The sequence below is a fragment of the Ornithinibacillus halophilus genome (assembly GCF_900129485.1).
In the GTDB taxonomy this organism is placed as follows: Bacteria; Bacillota; Bacilli; order Bacillales; family Amphibacillaceae; genus Ornithinibacillus; species Ornithinibacillus halophilus.
On the sequence record NZ_FQVW01000057.1, the window covers coordinates 1 to 16,110 of the forward strand.

Sequence of the window (16,110 nt, forward strand, 5' to 3'; positions counted from 1 at the left end):
GCTTTGTTGATTTGCACTGCGGACAGTCGCTTTCCGCGGGCACGGCCTCAGCCAGGCGACTACTTGAATAAACTTCTTTGCTGCCTTGTACCGAGGAATTGACTTCTTAGACTTTCTAGTAGACGCAGGTACATCTTTTGGGGTCTTCGGTCACGTGCTATTCCCGCAGGAGTCGACTGCCCTCCGCTCCAATCAACTAGTGATATTGCAGTAGAACCATAATTCTTATTTGTCTAATAATACACTAGCGTAAGAATACACTTATACTCCTCGGAAATAAAGAACAATTTCCTTCGTGCGAATATAATGCTGCCGTAGCATAACATTACTTGGGACTGTGATTATTCCCCCCACCAAAAACATTTGTCCTGCGGGAGGAAAGGCATAGGTGAGACCCATGGATGCGCTTGCGTCTACAAGTGAAGCTTCGAAGCTTGCTTCCTCAGCGCAAGGGAGCAAGGAAGCTTAACCAAGTCGCACCCTGGCTCACCAGCCGCCCGCGGCAAAGAAGACACTGTGAAAGCGACCGTAGGAAGCTTGAGCAGATGTCGCACTTGTGCTGGAAGTGAAAGCGAAGTGTATTTCTGTAGCGAGGGCATTAGTAGTTAGTCTTGTACCCATCTACTTATACAAACTCTAGGATTCTTTTAATAAGCTGTGTACGATTTTTCACCTCTGCTTTTTTTAGAATACGAGATACATGTTTTTTAACTGTTATTTCTGCAATGAAAAGCTGCTGTGCTATTTCTTGATTACTCTTATCCTCAAGTATTAACTCGATGATATCTTTTTCACGTTCTGTTAGAGAGAACAACTCTGCCAGGATATCTAGTTTGTTTTGATTATCATCTTCGGGTAAAAATTGCTTTAAATAAACATCAAATCTTTCACCACTTATATCTAGTAAAAAAGTGGAAGATGGCGTACTTTCTCCAAAATCGTAATGACTAGCACCTTCTACTTCTTGAAAGCCAAAATTCTTTAACAGGTCTTGAAAGAATTCAATTGGAGTAGAAGTTATTATTTTACCTTCAGTAAATAATGTAAATAAATTATATAGTAGGTAGGATAGCAAAGAACTATCTGAAGGGTCTACAAAATCTAAATGTCTAATATACCATCCAGCATGTTTATTCGGAGGTACTTGATAGTACTTCATTTCCTCGGTTGATAAAGATTGAAAATAAGCTCTTGAAACAGGCTCCTTTTCTAAGATAGAAACGGACGCTTCATTAATTGGAACAATAATCGTCATTCCTACTGTTTCACCATCAGAATTTTTTAGTAAACTTGTTGTCTGGTATCCTAGCTTTTCAATGTAATCTGGTCCTAAGTAGTTTGCTTCATTTTCATTATGTTCTTTAGATGCATGAAAATGGTACGATTTATTAGAAGAACGATTGTAAAAGGATGCGTCGCTTTCCACAATATTCTTCTTTTTAAATTCGAAAAAATCGATTACTTCTTGAAAGTTATGCTCATCAACAGCTTCTAAATACATGGAAGTCGAATTCGGAAAAAAAGTGGATTGGATATAGTCATTCTGAATGTGATAAAAGAACATCCCCACATCATGTTGAGATTTTGTTCGAATCGCTTTTTTATAGTAATATTCAGCAATTTTCTTAAGTACAGTTTGATACAATTTTGGATCACGCTGTTGCAATTCTACCTGGATGGCATCACGAATTAGGTCATGCATCATCCACCCCATTGCAGACTTTCGAATAAATGACAGCGAAATCAACTTCTGAAAAATGTCATTCGTTACTTCCTTTTCTAAGATCGTAGACAAGCCTTCACGATCAAAATGGTAAAAAAGGGCAGCAGAATATAATAGATGTAGAATATCCTCGTCTCGCACTTCTTGTAACCACTGTTCCGTTAATTCAGTCAAAATATGCGAAGAGTCATGTAATGTGCCATGTTCATGATTTGAAATAAAATGTTGCCTGTCTGTAAGCGTAGTAAGGGAAAGAGTAAGTGGATGCCCATCTGTAAATCTCCAAATCGCTTGGATATGATTCTCATTGTCTATACCAAACTGGTTTAAGAAAGTACGAGATTGTTCTAGACTAAATTCCTTCAATTCAAACTGATGAGTTTTAAAGCGATATGAAGGAGAAGGGTTCCAATCTTTCAATGGATATCTACCAGCAAGTACAACTACAGTATTCGGTGGTAGCTGTTGAATGAAAATCTGTAGAAACCACCGTTCTAATTCTTCCATTTGTTCAAAGGTATCCATCGTAATAATTAATTTTTGTGTTATTGAAATTTTTTTGATGAGTTGCATCATATTTTTAAACGTATATGGTTGAAGTTCATCTTCATCTAGTTCTACTGTTAGGCCTAAAACATTTAGAAAGTAATCAACAAATTCACTAGGAGTATGAAGAAAGTCTTGACTATCTAGTTGAATATAAGTAACGTTTTCTTCTTGCGCTTTTCGTGCAAATGCATTAAGTAGAAAGGACTTTCCTACACCTCCAGTACCATAATAGTGAAGGATATTAACTAACTGATCATTTGTATGAAGGTAATTATGAAAAAAAGATAGTTCTTCTTGTCTACCGATAAAGTAATCTTCTTCTACTTTTAGGATGTAGTCTTTTGCACTCCGTTCGGATGTCAGACTCCATTTATTTACTTCATACTCCATCCAATTCCCCCTTGGAATCATTATTAGTCAGAAAACTCTTAATTATATACAAAGATAAAGCAACTTTACGAAAGTGTCAAATAGCCCCATAAATTGCTTGTTAATATATGGTATTATTGAAGTAGATAAGATACTGGTATGGAGGGATCCATGTGGGCTTTGATATGGCAGCTACTTTCATCATCTTGGTTCTTGCGACGTTGTTGTTTATTCATGGGAAAATAAGGTCGGATATTGTAGCATTGGGTTCATTATTGCTATTAACGATATTTGGTATTATTACTCCAACAGAAGCAATTGCTGGATTTTCGAACTCTGTTGTCATTATGATTGCAGGATTGTTTGTCGTTGGAGCAGGAATACTCAATACTGGATTGGCTAAACAACTGGGAAACCGACTATTGCAATTAGGAGATAATAATGAAAAGAAATTATTTATTATTATCTTAATTACAGTTGGAATTTTTAGTGCGTTTATGAGTAATACAGGAACGGTAGCAGTATTGCTGCCAGTTGTTATCAGTATGGCATTACATTTAAAACAAAACCCATCTAAGTATCTCATGCCACTAGCATTTGCGAGCAGTTTAGGTGGCGTTTTAACTCTAATTGGTACACCACCAAACTTAATAGCTAGTGAGACAATAGCGAGTAGTGGTTACGAAGCTCTCTCGTTTTTTGATTTTACTCCAGTAGGATTAGTAGCGTTTAGTGTAGGTATCTTATTTTTGTCTACGATTGGGAAAAAGCTACTACCAGATAAATTAGATCGTAACATTCGAGATAATAAGGCTTTCTCAGCTAAGGAACTTGCAGGGTTTTATAAAATCTATAATGATTTACATGTATTGGAGATTCCTCCATCTTCATCAATTATTGGAATACCTCTAAAAGAACTAAAATTACCAATCTCACACGGAATCACGATTATTTCTATTGAAAGAAAAGCAATCGAGCGCAAACCATTCCGACATGGTACTACACTTACACCTAAGGCTGATACGACATTAGAGGCTAATGATAAAATTATCGTGTTAGGTGATTCCAATCGTTTAATTGAAGAATTTAAGCTAAGAGAAGTTAAAATTGATAATGAAGATAGTGCATTATTAAGCCGAACGAATGGTATTTCAGAAGTATTAATAACACCACATTCTAATGTTGAAAATAAAACGATTCGTGAATTGCATTTCAGGAAAAAACATGGTCTAACCGTGTTAGCTATTCAACGAAATGGAAAATATGTATTGAATAATGTTGGAAAAGAAAAATTACATCTTGGAGACTCTTTATTAGTTCATGGACCCTGGGAACAGTTTGAATTACTAGAAGATACTTCAACTGATTTCGTAGTAGTTGGACAAGTATCTGATCAAGCTACTTCTGCTGCAGCCAGTGGGAAAGCGCCAATAGCTGGGGGAATAATGATACTTATGTTAGCATTAATGACTCTTGAGTTATTAGAACCAGTTATTACTGTATTGATATCTGCGCTATTAATGGTGGTAACAGGGTGTGTTCGTTCAACGAAGGATGCCTATCAGAACATTAATTGGGAATCGGTTATCTTAATTGCAGCTATGCTTCCAATGGCCACTGCGCTGGAAAAATCAGGTGGTGTTCTATTTTTAAGTGACGTATTACTTGGTAGTTTAGGAGATTTTGGCCCTTATGCAGTCTTAGCAGGTTTCTACCTATTAACGATGATTTTAAGCCAGTTTATTAGTAACACGGCTACAGCTGTAATTTTCGTTCCAATTGCGATAACAACAGCAATTAATCTTGGAGTAAGTCCATATCCATTTGTCATTGCAGTTGCTATTTCAGCAAGTATGGCATTCTCTACACCAGTTGCTTCACCAACAAATGCACTTGTTATGAATGCAGGGGGCTATTCGTTTAAAGATTTCGTAAAAGTGGGGGTTCCCCTACAAATCGTATTAACATTTGTGATGATTCCAATTATTCCTATCTTTTTGCCATTTTAGGAGAATAATAGAATATTGGATTATATCAAAATAGGAAACTGTCAATTTTCGCCAAAATATATTATAGTAGTAACAAAAGTGTAGACATTCAAATTTTCTTGGATTTTATATGAATTGATTTTAGTTTTAGGGGGGATAACATGGAGTTTAAACGGGAGGCTATTGGGATTGTTGCCACAATCTTATTATTAATTCCATTGGCCGGTGGAGGATTTTTTGTAATTAAAAGTTTAATGGATGCCCCTGTAGATGCAAAGGCAGACCGTAATTCTTCTTTTAAAGTAGAAGATCACGTGGAAGATTTAGAAAGTGATTTGGTAATAAAAGAAGAATTAGATGATGAATATTTTGCAGGTGATGTTGATGACATTGAAAAGGAAGAAATGGAACTTGGTGAAGAAACAGATTCAGAGGAAGTAGCCACCGAAGAACAAGAGAAAGCTAATATAACTGATTCAAATTATAAAAACAATTCTAGCGATCATTCCGAAGATCAGGATACTAATAAAAATGATACGACAAAGCCTAATCCTGATAAACAAGAGAAAGATAAGGTAGAAACTAAGCCAAAAGAGAAAGACAAGGAAAAAGATAAAAAGCCAACAAAACCAAAAGATGATTCAGAAGAGGAGCAACCAACCAAACCAGAGCCTGAAAAAGAACCAGAAGAGGAAGAACCAGTAGATTCTGAACCAGAAGAGGAACCAGGCGAAGAAAAACCAACAGAACCAGAAGATCCAGAAGAAGATCCAGTCGAAGAAGAACCAACAGAACCGGAAAATCCAGAAGAAAACCCAGGAGAAGAAGAACCGGAAGATCCTAATCCCGATGACGGTTCAGGGGACGAACCGACTGAACCAGAACCCGATCCAGATCCATCTGATGGGGATGGAACGAATGGCGTTGGATAACTTGATATACATAACGGAATCATAATTAGTTCATACATAATCGTACACTCCATCCACTTTTAGGGTGGAGTTTTCATTTTGAAAGATCAGAAAGTATAACCTGCAGTGATGTTTAGCTCCGAGCGCTCTGTGCCTTTCTACTATTGCATTTCTAAAGTATGTGCTATAATTTTAACTATCTGAATTTTAATACAACTATCTTGAAGGAGGGAATTACACACCATGGAAGAACACACAATTGCAGAAAATAATCCAGTAACCAGAAAAAAGCGAAGTTGGAAGAAAATTATCCTTATCATAATAGGAGTAATTATCATCACATTAGTAGCTGCACTTCTTTTTGTAAACGGATACATAAACCGTTCACTTCCTCAATTGGAAGGAACAATTGAACTAGAGGGATTGCAAGATGAAGTGACAGTTATTACGGATGAACATGGTGTTCCTCATATAAGGGCTTCAAATGAGCAGGATTTATATATGACTCAAGGATATATGCAAGCCCAAAATCGAATATTTCAAATGGAATTATCTCGTCGACAGGCATCTGGTACGTTAAGTGAAGTTGTAGGAGCAGCTGCAGTTGATCAAGATAAATATTTTCGTACCCTTGGTTTACGAAGAGCAGCAGAAGACTCGTATGAAATATATACAGATGAAGGAAAACAAGTCTTACAATGGTTTGCGGATGGTGTAAATGCCTATATAGACGAAGCAAAAGAATCGAATTCCTTACCAGTTGAATTCACGTTAATGGGAGCCGAACCAGCACCATGGACCCCTATTGACTCATTAACAATTGGTAAGTTCATGGCATTTGACTTAGGTGGACATTGGGAAAGACAAGCATTTAACTACTATGTTTTAAATGAATTTGAAGAAGAAAAAGCATATGAACTTTTTCCAGACTATCCAGAAAACAGGCCAACAATTATTGGCGAAGAAGAAGTCGATGTAGTAGCTAGTTTTGAAAAGGCAGTTATCCCACATGCATTTAACGGAAGTAATAACTGGGTGGTTAGTGGAGAGAAAACAGAAAACGGAATGCCTTTATTAGCAGATGACCCGCATTTAGGATTAGCCACACCTTCCATTTGGCTACAAATGCATTTGGAAACGGAAGATATGAATGTCAGTGGTGTTATTTTTGCTGGAGTACCAGGTATCATCCTCGGTCACAATGATCAAATTGCATGGGGTGTAACGAATACAGGACCTGATGTACAGCAATTATATCTGGAAAAGAGAAATCCTGATAATCCGAATGAATTTCTTTTTGAAGATGAATGGGAAGAAGCGACCATTATCGATGAACCTATTCATGTCAAAGATGGGGAAACCGTTGAATATCAAGTGGTCGAAACAAGACACGGACCAATTGTCTCCGAATTTGCCGAAGAAAGTGGAAAAGATACGGTAATGTCTTTAAGGTGGACAGCGTTAGAACCAACTACTGAACTGCAAGCAATTTTGGATATTAACAGAGCAACAAATTGGGAAGAATTTGAAACAGGATTGGAAAAGTTTTTAGTACCGGCGCAGAATTTCGTGTTTGCCTCAAAGGATGGAATTATTGCTTATAAAGCAAATGGAAGAATTCCTATTTACGAAAATGGGGAAGATGCATTGTTGCCACTTCCAGGTTGGGAAGCTGAATATGAATGGAAAGATTATATTCCATATGACGAATTGCCACGAGTTGTGAATCCAGAAAAAGGATATATTGCAACAGCTAATAATAAAGTAGTAGGGGACGATTATCCATACCATATTAGTAATGTGTGGGCACAACCGTATCGATATGAACGAATTGCTGAAATGATTGAAGCAAGTGATTCCTTGACCGTTGAAGATATGATGGATATCCAGATGGATCAAACCAATTTACAAGCAAGAGAATTTGTTCCATTATTTTTAGAACAATTACAAGATAAATCGTTAACAGAAAATGAAACAACAGCACTTTCTCTACTAGATGATTGGAATTTTGTTGATGATGTAGATGCTACTCAACCATTAATTTTCCATCACTGGATGGATGAAATTGAAGTGATTCTCTATGAAGAGATACCAGACGGGATTATGGGGCTATTTGGGAGTCGAGCACAAACAACAGACGAACTATTAAGAAATGCAATCAATGGGAATGAATCCATCTGGATCGAGGAAAATGAAGGGCTAGAAAATGTGTTAACATCTTCATTGGAAGCGACAATTGCTAAGCTAACAGAAGAATATGGTCAGGATATGACAGAATGGGCATGGGGAGATTATCATAAGGTCCAATTTGATCATCCATTGTCTGGAATTCATCCTGTATTAGCCTATTTCTTTAATAATGAGGATCCTATGCCTGTAGGTGGGAGTAGTGTGACGCCAATGGCCGCAGCATATAATTCAGAAACTGGTATCGTTGGTCACGGTGCATCTTGGCGATTTGTAATCGACACGAATGATATGAATACAGGATACCATATTGTAGGCCCAGGTCAGGAAGGTCATTTTAGAAGTGACTGGTATCATAATCAAATGGATGATTGGGTCAATGGTGATTATCATGCTACAGAACTTGATGTAGAGGAAGGGAAATCATTGCAATTTGTTCCTAAGTAATTGTATAGATAAATGATTTTGATGAAAAATAAGCTTGAGGTTGTATCCTGTATGGTCAACCTCACTATTCCCACGAGGAGTGATTGGTTGTGGCAAGGAACAAATTGTTAGTGCCTGGTGCACAGAATGCAATGGATCAAATGAAAGAGGAAATTGCAAATGAGTTCGGAGTCCAACCTGGAGCGGAAACGACTGCACGCGATAACGGTAAAGTGGGTGGCGAAATGGTCAAACGAATGATCAAAATCGCCGAAAACAGTATGCAAAATGGGAATAAATAGCATACGCAAAAAGGAGGCTCGATTCGAGTCTCCTTTTTGTGTGGGCGGGGAGGAGTTTCTGCTTTTTTGTCGAATACCTTTAGCTATGAAAAAAATGGAGGAGAAGCTTATGGACTTATCAATCAAGCTAGATGGTGGGAGATTTAATTTCCGTACAGCAGTAATTTTATTGGATAATGAAAGAGTGTTACTACACAAAAATGAATATGACGAGCACTGGGCACTTCCTGGGGGAAGAGTAGCGTTGTTTGAGGAAACGGAAGCAACAGCAGTAAGGGAAATGAAGGAAGAATTAGACGTAGATGTGGAAGTAGAACGATTATTATGGTTTACGGAAAACTTCTTTGACTTTGAAGGAGAAGCCTTTCATGAAATCGCTGCTTATTACAAGGTGAATCTGCTAAGTGATTTGTATAAAGGAAATAATATATTTCATGGGAAAGAAGGAGATAGGATACTCCTTTATCAGTGGTTTCCTATTGAGCAATTAAGACAAGTTGAGTTATATCCGTATTTTTTAAGGGAAGGTTTAAAAGAAATTCCAACTCATACTCAATTTATCTCAATAAAGGATTAGAATGATGAAGATAGCAAAAGAAAAGCTGAATGAAATCTGTAATTTGTTTGCTTTAGATGGGGTGGAATCCTGCCAATTGGTTAGGCACATAGACGATCATAATACGATTATCCAAATTAATGCTGGAAATAAACGCTATATTGTAAAACTATATCATGATTCTTTTACAACAAAAAAAGGATTGGAAAAACAGGGTCAGCTATGTAATACCCTTCATCCTGCTATCCCTGTCCCACAGAGATACAAAACCATTGATGGTTATTTCTATACTGAGATAAAAGTGGATGGAAAATGTTCATTAGTAACTGTAGAGGAGTATATGGATGGAACTGAAATTGAGATAATTGATATTAATGTAATTAGGCAAATTGCACAATTATTAGCTGTTCAACACAATATTAGTGAAGAGAGTGGCATGAGATTTGGATACGGAACATCTTGGAGTATGTTTGGAGGCAATGAAACGGACGCATTTGGTGACTACGATGAAAATGAATTATGCTTTAGAGAATTAATTGGGGCTTTAAAAGCGAATAATTATGATAAACAATTGATAGACCAAATAAGTGCAAGCTATCTTACACAACGAGGTGAGCTCCATCAGATTTGGAGTGAATTACCAAAAGGTGCGGTGCAAGGAGATTTTTGCCCGTATAATATGCTGTTGGATGATGAATGGAAAATAGGTGCCATATTTGATTTTAATCTTGCTGGAGATGAGGTTTTTATTAATGAATGTTTGGCCATCGCAGTTTATCTTGCATTTTCTCATTTAAAACGGGACGGAACATCTTTAGAATATTTACAAGCATTTCTTGTAGCATACAGAGAAAAAAGGAATCTCTCCATTAAGGAGTATAGCGCAATACAACCATTAATAAGAGTCTTGCGTCCTTTTCGTTATGAAAGAGTTGATGGAATAATGGAATGGATTAAGCAAGGTAAAAGAGAAGAAGTAGAATTAAAATTGAAGGAGACAGTTAAGTTATTGAACTTGAATTATCACTATTGAATATGAGAGGAGGTTTCTAATGAAGGTTTGGTATGCTAGCTATGGCTCGAATATTTCTGAAGATCGGTTCCTGTGCTACATAACAGGAGATACACCACCTGGTTCTACAAAAGCAGAAAGAGGCTGTCGTGATAATACACGACCTATGGATAGTGCTGAAGTAAACATGCCGTATCCACTTTATTTTGCTAAGAAGCGGAGTAAGTGGGGAGAAGGTGGTGTAGCATTTATTGATCATAAGAAATCGGAAGCGGCAAATGCAACGGTCGGGAAAATGTATTTAATAACTGACGAGCAATTCGCTGATGTAGTTGCACAGGAGAATAATCAATCAACAATGGATATCGACTTAGAAAAAGTAATCAGAAATGGTCATTTGAAAATAAGGCCAGGTTGGTATGGACGAATTATTTATCTTGGTGAAGAGAATGGTTATCCAATTTTTACGTTTACTAATAATGAACCGATGAATGTACAGGAACTCAACAAACCAGCCATCCCATATATACGAACCATTGCCAATGGAATGCTGGATTTAGGATATGACCAGCAACAAGTGGTTGATTATTTCTTAACAAAGAATGGTATCGTTGGAGAGTTTTCGGAAGAGACATTGTGGAGTTATATTTTTGATGAATAAATGTGGGCCTGGAGAAAAGGGTCAACATATCGGTCATATATTCCTTTACTTTTTAATATAAGGCCAGATTTGATATTTATAGGACGTATGTTCCTCTATTTTACACGAATGGCGTTTAAAACGGTGGATTTAGGATGAAATAACGGAAAAAATGTCCGAAGAATTTCAAAAAGGCATGTTTTCCAATTAATTACGGAAAAAATGTCCGTTCAGCCAAATCCAAAGCGGAGGACAGGAATAGAAACCTAAACCTGTCCCCGTGTTCCTAAAAATGCTTTCTAGCAAGCTCTGCAACTTTCTCTGGAACTTTATACGATAAGGGTTCATGATGAATGACTTGGAAGTAGTTGAAATCACTCGTATCTAAACCGCCGATTACAAGTCTTGGTATTAGTCGTGCATGAACAGGAAATCCCTCATTGGAGAAGGTCAATCCCATGTTGAAACTAGCTAATCCTTGTTCATCTAATGTAGCAAATATTCCTTTTAATCCCTTTGCAAAGTTCGTCCAATCGTCTTCGGATAAATCCTCCACCTTAGTGCGCTCACGGAATATAGCTTGGAAATCATTATGCCCTTTTGGTGAGAACGAATGAATCCATGCAACATCCCCGTGCTCACCAATCCAACGTTCTCCATTCTTTTCATGTTCATATAGGAAATTTAAATAGTCTCTATCATGGTTCTCTTTAAAAGCGCGTGATTTTCTCTCAAATTGACTTTGGTAATTTGTTGCCGATTCCGATATAATCACGTGTAAATGTGGATGAAGAATACTACCACCAGAATATGGGAGGTAATTCCAATTAATCGATACATAAACTTCTTTTTCTTCGGTTGCTAAAACACTTTGGATATATTTTTGGCAAGCAATAAATGCGTCTCGGATCATTGGCACTGTGAAATCAGCTAATTTTACATAATGATCTTCAGAGAACACAGCAACTCCATTATGCTTACTATAAGGAAAAAGGTTTGGAAATAGAGTAGCTTGTCCATGAGTGACTCTCTCATTTGGTGTAATATTATCTGGGAAGATTGGTGTCATTTTTAAAATATTTTCTTTACAAAATGGGCAATTTTTTCCTGAGGTCTGTTTAGAAGTTTGAGTATAATCTGGAGGTGTCAAATCCATTCCTGGGTCAAATACAATACGTGATGATTCCCCTGTTAATGGGTCATAGCGGATTTCTGTCTTGCGTTCAATTTTGTTACCTTCTCCATCATAAAAAACAAAAAATTCTTCATGCTTTTGAAATAACGTATCCAATTAAAAATCCTCCCTTTGCAAAAATAGTATTTACCAATATCTTACTGTATTTAAACGTTTTTTCCAATATTAATGAAAATATTTGTACGGTTGGAACATAAGATTAAATAGAATGTTAAGATAATGTGAGGAGGAACGGGATGAAACCGAGAATTGGCATCACGACGTCAATGGAAGTGGAGCAGGATTATTATATGGTTGCATCTGCAAATGTTCAAGTAATTAAAAATGCAGGTGGGTTACCAGTTTTGTTACCGTACATGGAATCTGAGGAGGATATTGAAGAGGTGGCACAATCAATTGACGGACTGTATGCCACTGGTGGCTATGATATCGATCCAACACTTTTTGGCGAAGAACCTCATCCCAATCTAGGGACCATAATTCCTGAAAGAGATACATTTGAACTAGCCTTGATGAAGCGTTTATTAGAACTGAACAAACCAATACTAGGTGTCTGTCGTGGCGCACAAACATTAAACCTAGCAGCAGGTGGTACGATGTTTCAAGATATCTACTCTCAAGCTCAAAGGGAATTACTACAGCACCAACAGAAAGCCCCAAAAGGGTACGGCTCCCATTTTGTCCATGTTGTTGAAGGGTCCTTGCTTCACCGTTTAACAGGCAAGAAAAAACTACGCGTAAACAGTAGACACCATCAGGCTAATCGCAGTGTAACGAAAACATTTTTAATCACAGGTAGAGCAAGTGATGGAATAATCGAAGCTGTGGAAAGTACAACACATCGATTTGCTTTAGGAGTACAATGGCATCCAGAAAACATGGTAACAGTGGGAGACGAAGCATCGTTCAATATTTATAAAGGATTTATTGAAGCATGTAAATTAAACTAGGAGTTGAGGAAAAATGAAAGTAATTGATACGCATTGTGATGCACTACTAAAACTACAACTCGCTAAAAGAGGAACACCATATGGGCAAGAACTATTAACCTTCACTGACTCTGTTGAGTTAGAAACAAACCTTGGATTTTTAAATAAGGGAGAAGTGATGGCACAGTTTTTCGCTATATTTATTGAACCTGAAATTCCGTCTGATGAAAAATGGCAGCATGCGTTAGAGCAAGTGGATTTGTTTTATACGGAAGTGTTGGGCAAAAATCCACAGATGAAGCATATTCGTAAGTGGGAGGATTTTGACTCTTTAAAATCTGGTGAAATTGGTGCTGTTTTGACGTTGGAGGGCGCGGACGCTTTTGGTAATGATTTAACAAAATTACGCCATTTGTATCGGCTCGGGGTTTTATCGATTGGCTTAACATGGAACAATGCAAATCTTTGTGCTGATGGGGCAGGCGAACCACGAGGTGGAGGACTCACACTACTTGGAAAAGAAGTTGTTGAATTAAACAACGAACATCGTGTGTTTACTGACGTTTCCCATCTGAGTGTAAAGGGATTTTGGGAAGTAATGGAATTAGCAAAATACCCAATTGCCAGTCATTCCAATGCACGTGCAATCTGTGACCATAGAAGGAACTTAGATGATGAACAAATCAAAGCGATGTTTGCAAATAATGGATTAATTCATGTTGTGTTTAATCCACCGTTTATCAATAAGGATCGCCATGATGCTTCCATTGCTGATTTAATAAAACATATTGATCATCTCTGTGAACTTGGTGGGGAAAAGCAAATCGGCTTTGGCTCTGACTTTGATGGAATTATAAGTTTTGTTGATGACTTAGAAAATGCATCAAAGTATCAAAATCTTATTAATGAATTATTAAAGCACTATTCTGAGGATGTTGTGAGAGGATTTGCGTATCAAAATTTCTTGGATCATAGACCTAAGTGATTAATAACGGAATAAGGATTCATCCCCGGAATGTGATGAATCCTCGTTCCACTATTACGCCAAAAAACTGCTATTTAGGGGACACCATGGATTCTGGTTCCGTTAAATGCACAAAATCAGTAAAAATTGATTAATAATAAGCCAATAACGGAATGAGGATTACACAATACACAAAAACAAGAGTATTTTCACTAGATAACGGAATGAGGATTCACCTACCACGACAATGAAATGGAACCACATTTTTTCATCTTTTTCATACAATGATAGAATCCCTAGAAAAAACTTTGCATATGATGGTATGCAGAGTTTTTTTCACGCTGTATGAAAGGATGAGGAGATATGTGTGGAATAACAGGCATTGTTAACTGGCACCAACATGTAGCATCCGAACAGCATATATTAGATGGGATGATAGATACATTGTCACATAGAGGTCCTGATGATACACAAACTTGGATTGACAAACATGTTGGTTTTGGTCATAAACGGCTGGCTGTTATTGATTTAGAAGGTGGCAGGCAGCCCATGCAAAAGAGATGGAAGGGTATAAATTATACGATTGTATATAATGGGGAGTTATATAATACGGATGACTTACGGAAGGAACTCGTTAGAAGGGGTTATCAATTTTATACAACCTCCGATACGGAAGTATTATTAACGGCATATATCGAATGGAACGAGGAATGTGTCGACCACCTTAATGGGATTTTTGCCTTTGGTATTTGGGATGAGAATAAAGAACACTTATTCATGGCAAGGGATCGTTTAGGGGTTAAGCCACTGTTTTATTCGGAGAACTCAGGACAATTTTTATTTGGTTCGGAGTTAAAAGCAATCCTAGCTCATCATTCGGTAAAATCAGAAGTCGATCGAGATGGGCTTGCTGAAATATTTGGTTTGGGACCATCTAGAACTCCTGGGCACGGTATTTTTAAAGGAATCGATGAACTACGATCTGGTCATGCCCTTACTTATACGAAAAATGGGTTGAAGGTTTGGCGTTATTGGAATGTGAAAAGTGAAGAACATACGGACGATATTCAAGAAACGACACAAAAAGTGAAAGAGTTATTTACAGATGCTGTAGAACGACAATTAATCTCCGACGTTCCTGTTTCGACTTTTTTATCAGGGGGATTGGATTCAAGTGCAATAACGGCAATAGCGAGTAATTTTTTTGAAACAGAGAATAGAGGTGTATTGCCAACTTTTTCGATTGATTACGAAGAAAATGAAAAATACTTTGAGGCGAGTACGTTTCAACCTTCAAGTGACCGTCCATGGATAGAAAAAATGGTCAATGCATTCTCAACGAATCATCATGATGAAATTATATCAGGAAAAGAGCTTGATCATTTTCTAAAGGAAGCAGTTGAGTTACGTGATCAACCAGGGATGGCTGATATTGACTCATCTCTGTTATGGTTTAGTCGCAAAATTAAGCAACATACAACCGTTAGTTTATCAGGAGAATGTGCGGATGAAATATTTGGTGGTTATCCATGGTTCCATAGTCCAGAAAGTGTTAAAGATGGGTTCCCTTGGGTCCGTTCATTAGATTCTAGAATTGACTTGCTCCATCCAGAATGGCAAAAGAAACTAGATTTACAGACATATGTGCAGGATCGTTACACAGAAACCATTCAAGAGACTCCTCGATTAGTAGGGGAAAGTAAAGAAGATGCACGCAGAAGAGAGTTGTTCTATCTAAATATGCATTGGTTTATGGCTCAATTACTGGACCGAAAAGATCGAATGAGTATGGGAGCTAGTTTAGAGGTTCGTGTGCCGTTTGCTGATCATCATTTAGTTGAATATGTGTGGAATATTCCATGGGAAATGAAAATGTATGAAGGCAGGGAGAAGGGGATTTTGAGAAAGGCTTTAGAAGGGATATTACCTCATGAAGTACTTTATCGTAAAAAAAGTCCGTATCCGAAAACATTCCAACCAGAATATACAAAACAAGTAATCGAATGGATGGACCGTATTTTACAAGATTCAAATTCTCCAATCTTTCAATTCGTTCGAAAAGATAAGGTAGAGGATATCGTTAGAAGTGAAGGGAAAGAATTTAAGGATCCTTGGTATGGCCAACTGATGAAAGGACCACAATTATTAGCACATCTTGGTCAGATTGATTATTGGCTACGAAAATATAATGTAAGTGTTAGTTACTAAGTAAATTAGTATTCAGTAAAGGTGATTGCGTTTAGACTTATTTGGAAAGTACTCTACGCTTCAGAAATACACTTCGCTTTCCTCGGGCGGCTGGTAAGCCTCCTCGGGCATTCGCCCTGTGGGGTCTTACCTATGCCTTTTTTCCCGAAGG

At 37.4% G+C, this 16,110-nt stretch carries 12 protein-coding genes; 10 read left to right on the plus strand and 2 right to left on the minus strand.

Going from position 1 to position 16,110, the window contains the following annotated elements:
• Positions 1-625 precede the first annotated feature (625 nt).
• A complete protein-coding gene (locus BUB12_RS18125) occupies positions 626-2,662 on the minus strand; it encodes a LuxR C-terminal-related transcriptional regulator (RefSeq protein ID WP_072891813.1) in 2,037 nt (678 codons plus the stop codon).
• A 152-nt stretch (positions 2,663-2,814) separates the two neighbouring features.
• On the opposite strand from BUB12_RS18125, the gene BUB12_RS15480 reads away from it, so the two are divergent.
• The 7 genes from BUB12_RS15480 (at position 2,815) to BUB12_RS15510 (ending at position 10,684) form a co-directional block, all read left to right on the plus strand.
• A complete protein-coding gene (locus BUB12_RS15480; protein ID WP_234982735.1) occupies positions 2,815-4,650 on the plus strand; it encodes an SLC13 family permease in 1,836 nt (611 codons plus the stop codon).
• Positions 4,651-4,790: 140 nt separating this feature from the next.
• Positions 4,791-5,561: a hypothetical protein gene (locus tag BUB12_RS17570; protein ID WP_143155656.1), complete on the plus strand. Its 771-nt coding sequence runs from the start codon at positions 4,791-4,793 to the stop codon at positions 5,559-5,561.
• Between the two features lie 222 nt (positions 5,562-5,783).
• The gene (locus BUB12_RS15490; protein ID WP_072891814.1) at positions 5,784-8,174 is read left to right on the plus strand and encodes a penicillin acylase family protein; all 2,391 of its coding nucleotides are present in this window, start codon (positions 5,784-5,786) and stop codon (positions 8,172-8,174) included.
• An 89-nt stretch (positions 8,175-8,263) separates the two neighbouring features.
• Positions 8,264-8,455: an alpha/beta-type small acid-soluble spore protein gene (locus BUB12_RS15495; RefSeq protein ID WP_072891815.1), complete on the plus strand. Its 192-nt coding sequence runs from the start codon at positions 8,264-8,266 to the stop codon at positions 8,453-8,455.
• A gap of 109 nt (positions 8,456-8,564) precedes the next feature.
• On the plus strand, positions 8,565-9,032 hold the full coding sequence (locus BUB12_RS15500; protein WP_072891816.1) for an NUDIX hydrolase: 468 nt from the start codon (positions 8,565-8,567) through the stop codon (positions 9,030-9,032).
• A 4-nt stretch (positions 9,033-9,036) separates the two neighbouring features.
• Positions 9,037-10,044 (plus strand): phosphotransferase, encoded by a 1,008-nt coding sequence (locus tag BUB12_RS15505; RefSeq protein ID WP_072891817.1) that lies wholly within the window; start codon positions 9,037-9,039, stop codon positions 10,042-10,044.
• A gap of 19 nt (positions 10,045-10,063) precedes the next feature.
• Positions 10,064-10,684: a hypothetical protein gene (locus tag BUB12_RS15510; protein WP_072891818.1), complete on the plus strand. Its 621-nt coding sequence runs from the start codon at positions 10,064-10,066 to the stop codon at positions 10,682-10,684.
• Between the two features lie 265 nt (positions 10,685-10,949).
• Here BUB12_RS15510 and BUB12_RS15515 read toward each other — a convergent pair whose 3' ends face one another.
• Positions 10,950-11,954, minus strand: a complete 1,005-nt coding sequence (locus BUB12_RS15515) for a hypothetical protein (protein ID WP_072891819.1) — start codon at positions 11,952-11,954, stop codon at positions 10,950-10,952.
• Positions 11,955-12,094: 140 nt separating this feature from the next.
• On the opposite strand from BUB12_RS15515, the gene BUB12_RS15520 reads away from it, so the two are divergent.
• The 3 genes from BUB12_RS15520 to asnB all read left to right on the plus strand — a co-directional run bounded on the left by BUB12_RS15520 (position 12,095) and on the right by asnB (position 15,959).
• Positions 12,095-12,808 (plus strand): gamma-glutamyl-gamma-aminobutyrate hydrolase family protein, encoded by a 714-nt coding sequence (locus BUB12_RS15520; protein ID WP_072891820.1) that lies wholly within the window; start codon positions 12,095-12,097, stop codon positions 12,806-12,808.
• A gap of 13 nt (positions 12,809-12,821) precedes the next feature.
• On the plus strand, positions 12,822-13,772 hold the full coding sequence (locus BUB12_RS15525; protein ID WP_072891821.1) for a dipeptidase: 951 nt from the start codon (positions 12,822-12,824) through the stop codon (positions 13,770-13,772).
• 342 nt (positions 13,773-14,114) lie between these two features.
• The gene (asnB, locus tag BUB12_RS15530) at positions 14,115-15,959 is read left to right on the plus strand and encodes an asparagine synthase (glutamine-hydrolyzing) (protein WP_072891822.1); all 1,845 of its coding nucleotides are present in this window, start codon (positions 14,115-14,117) and stop codon (positions 15,957-15,959) included.
• Positions 15,960-16,110: the final 151 nt, after the last annotated feature.

Coding starts and splice junctions, on each gene's coding strand:
- BUB12_RS15525 (WP_072891821.1), top strand. CDS start 12,822: ATGAAAGTAATTGATACGCATTGTGATGCACTACTAAAACTACAACTC.
- BUB12_RS15510 (WP_072891818.1), top strand. CDS start 10,064: ATGAAGGTTTGGTATGCTAGCTATGGCTCGAATATTTCTGAAGATCGG.
- BUB12_RS15505 (WP_072891817.1), top strand. CDS start 9,037: ATGAAGATAGCAAAAGAAAAGCTGAATGAAATCTGTAATTTGTTTGCT.
- BUB12_RS15490 (WP_072891814.1), top strand. CDS start 5,784: ATGGAAGAACACACAATTGCAGAAAATAATCCAGTAACCAGAAAAAAG.
- BUB12_RS15500 (WP_072891816.1), top strand. CDS start 8,565: ATGGACTTATCAATCAAGCTAGATGGTGGGAGATTTAATTTCCGTACA.
- asnB (WP_072891822.1), top strand. CDS start 14,115: ATGTGTGGAATAACAGGCATTGTTAACTGGCACCAACATGTAGCATCC.
- BUB12_RS18125 (WP_072891813.1), bottom strand. CDS start 2,662: ATGGAGTATGAAGTAAATAAATGGAGTCTGACATCCGAACGGAGTGCA.
- BUB12_RS17570 (WP_143155656.1), top strand. CDS start 4,791: ATGGAGTTTAAACGGGAGGCTATTGGGATTGTTGCCACAATCTTATTA.
- BUB12_RS15520 (WP_072891820.1), top strand. CDS start 12,095: ATGAAACCGAGAATTGGCATCACGACGTCAATGGAAGTGGAGCAGGAT.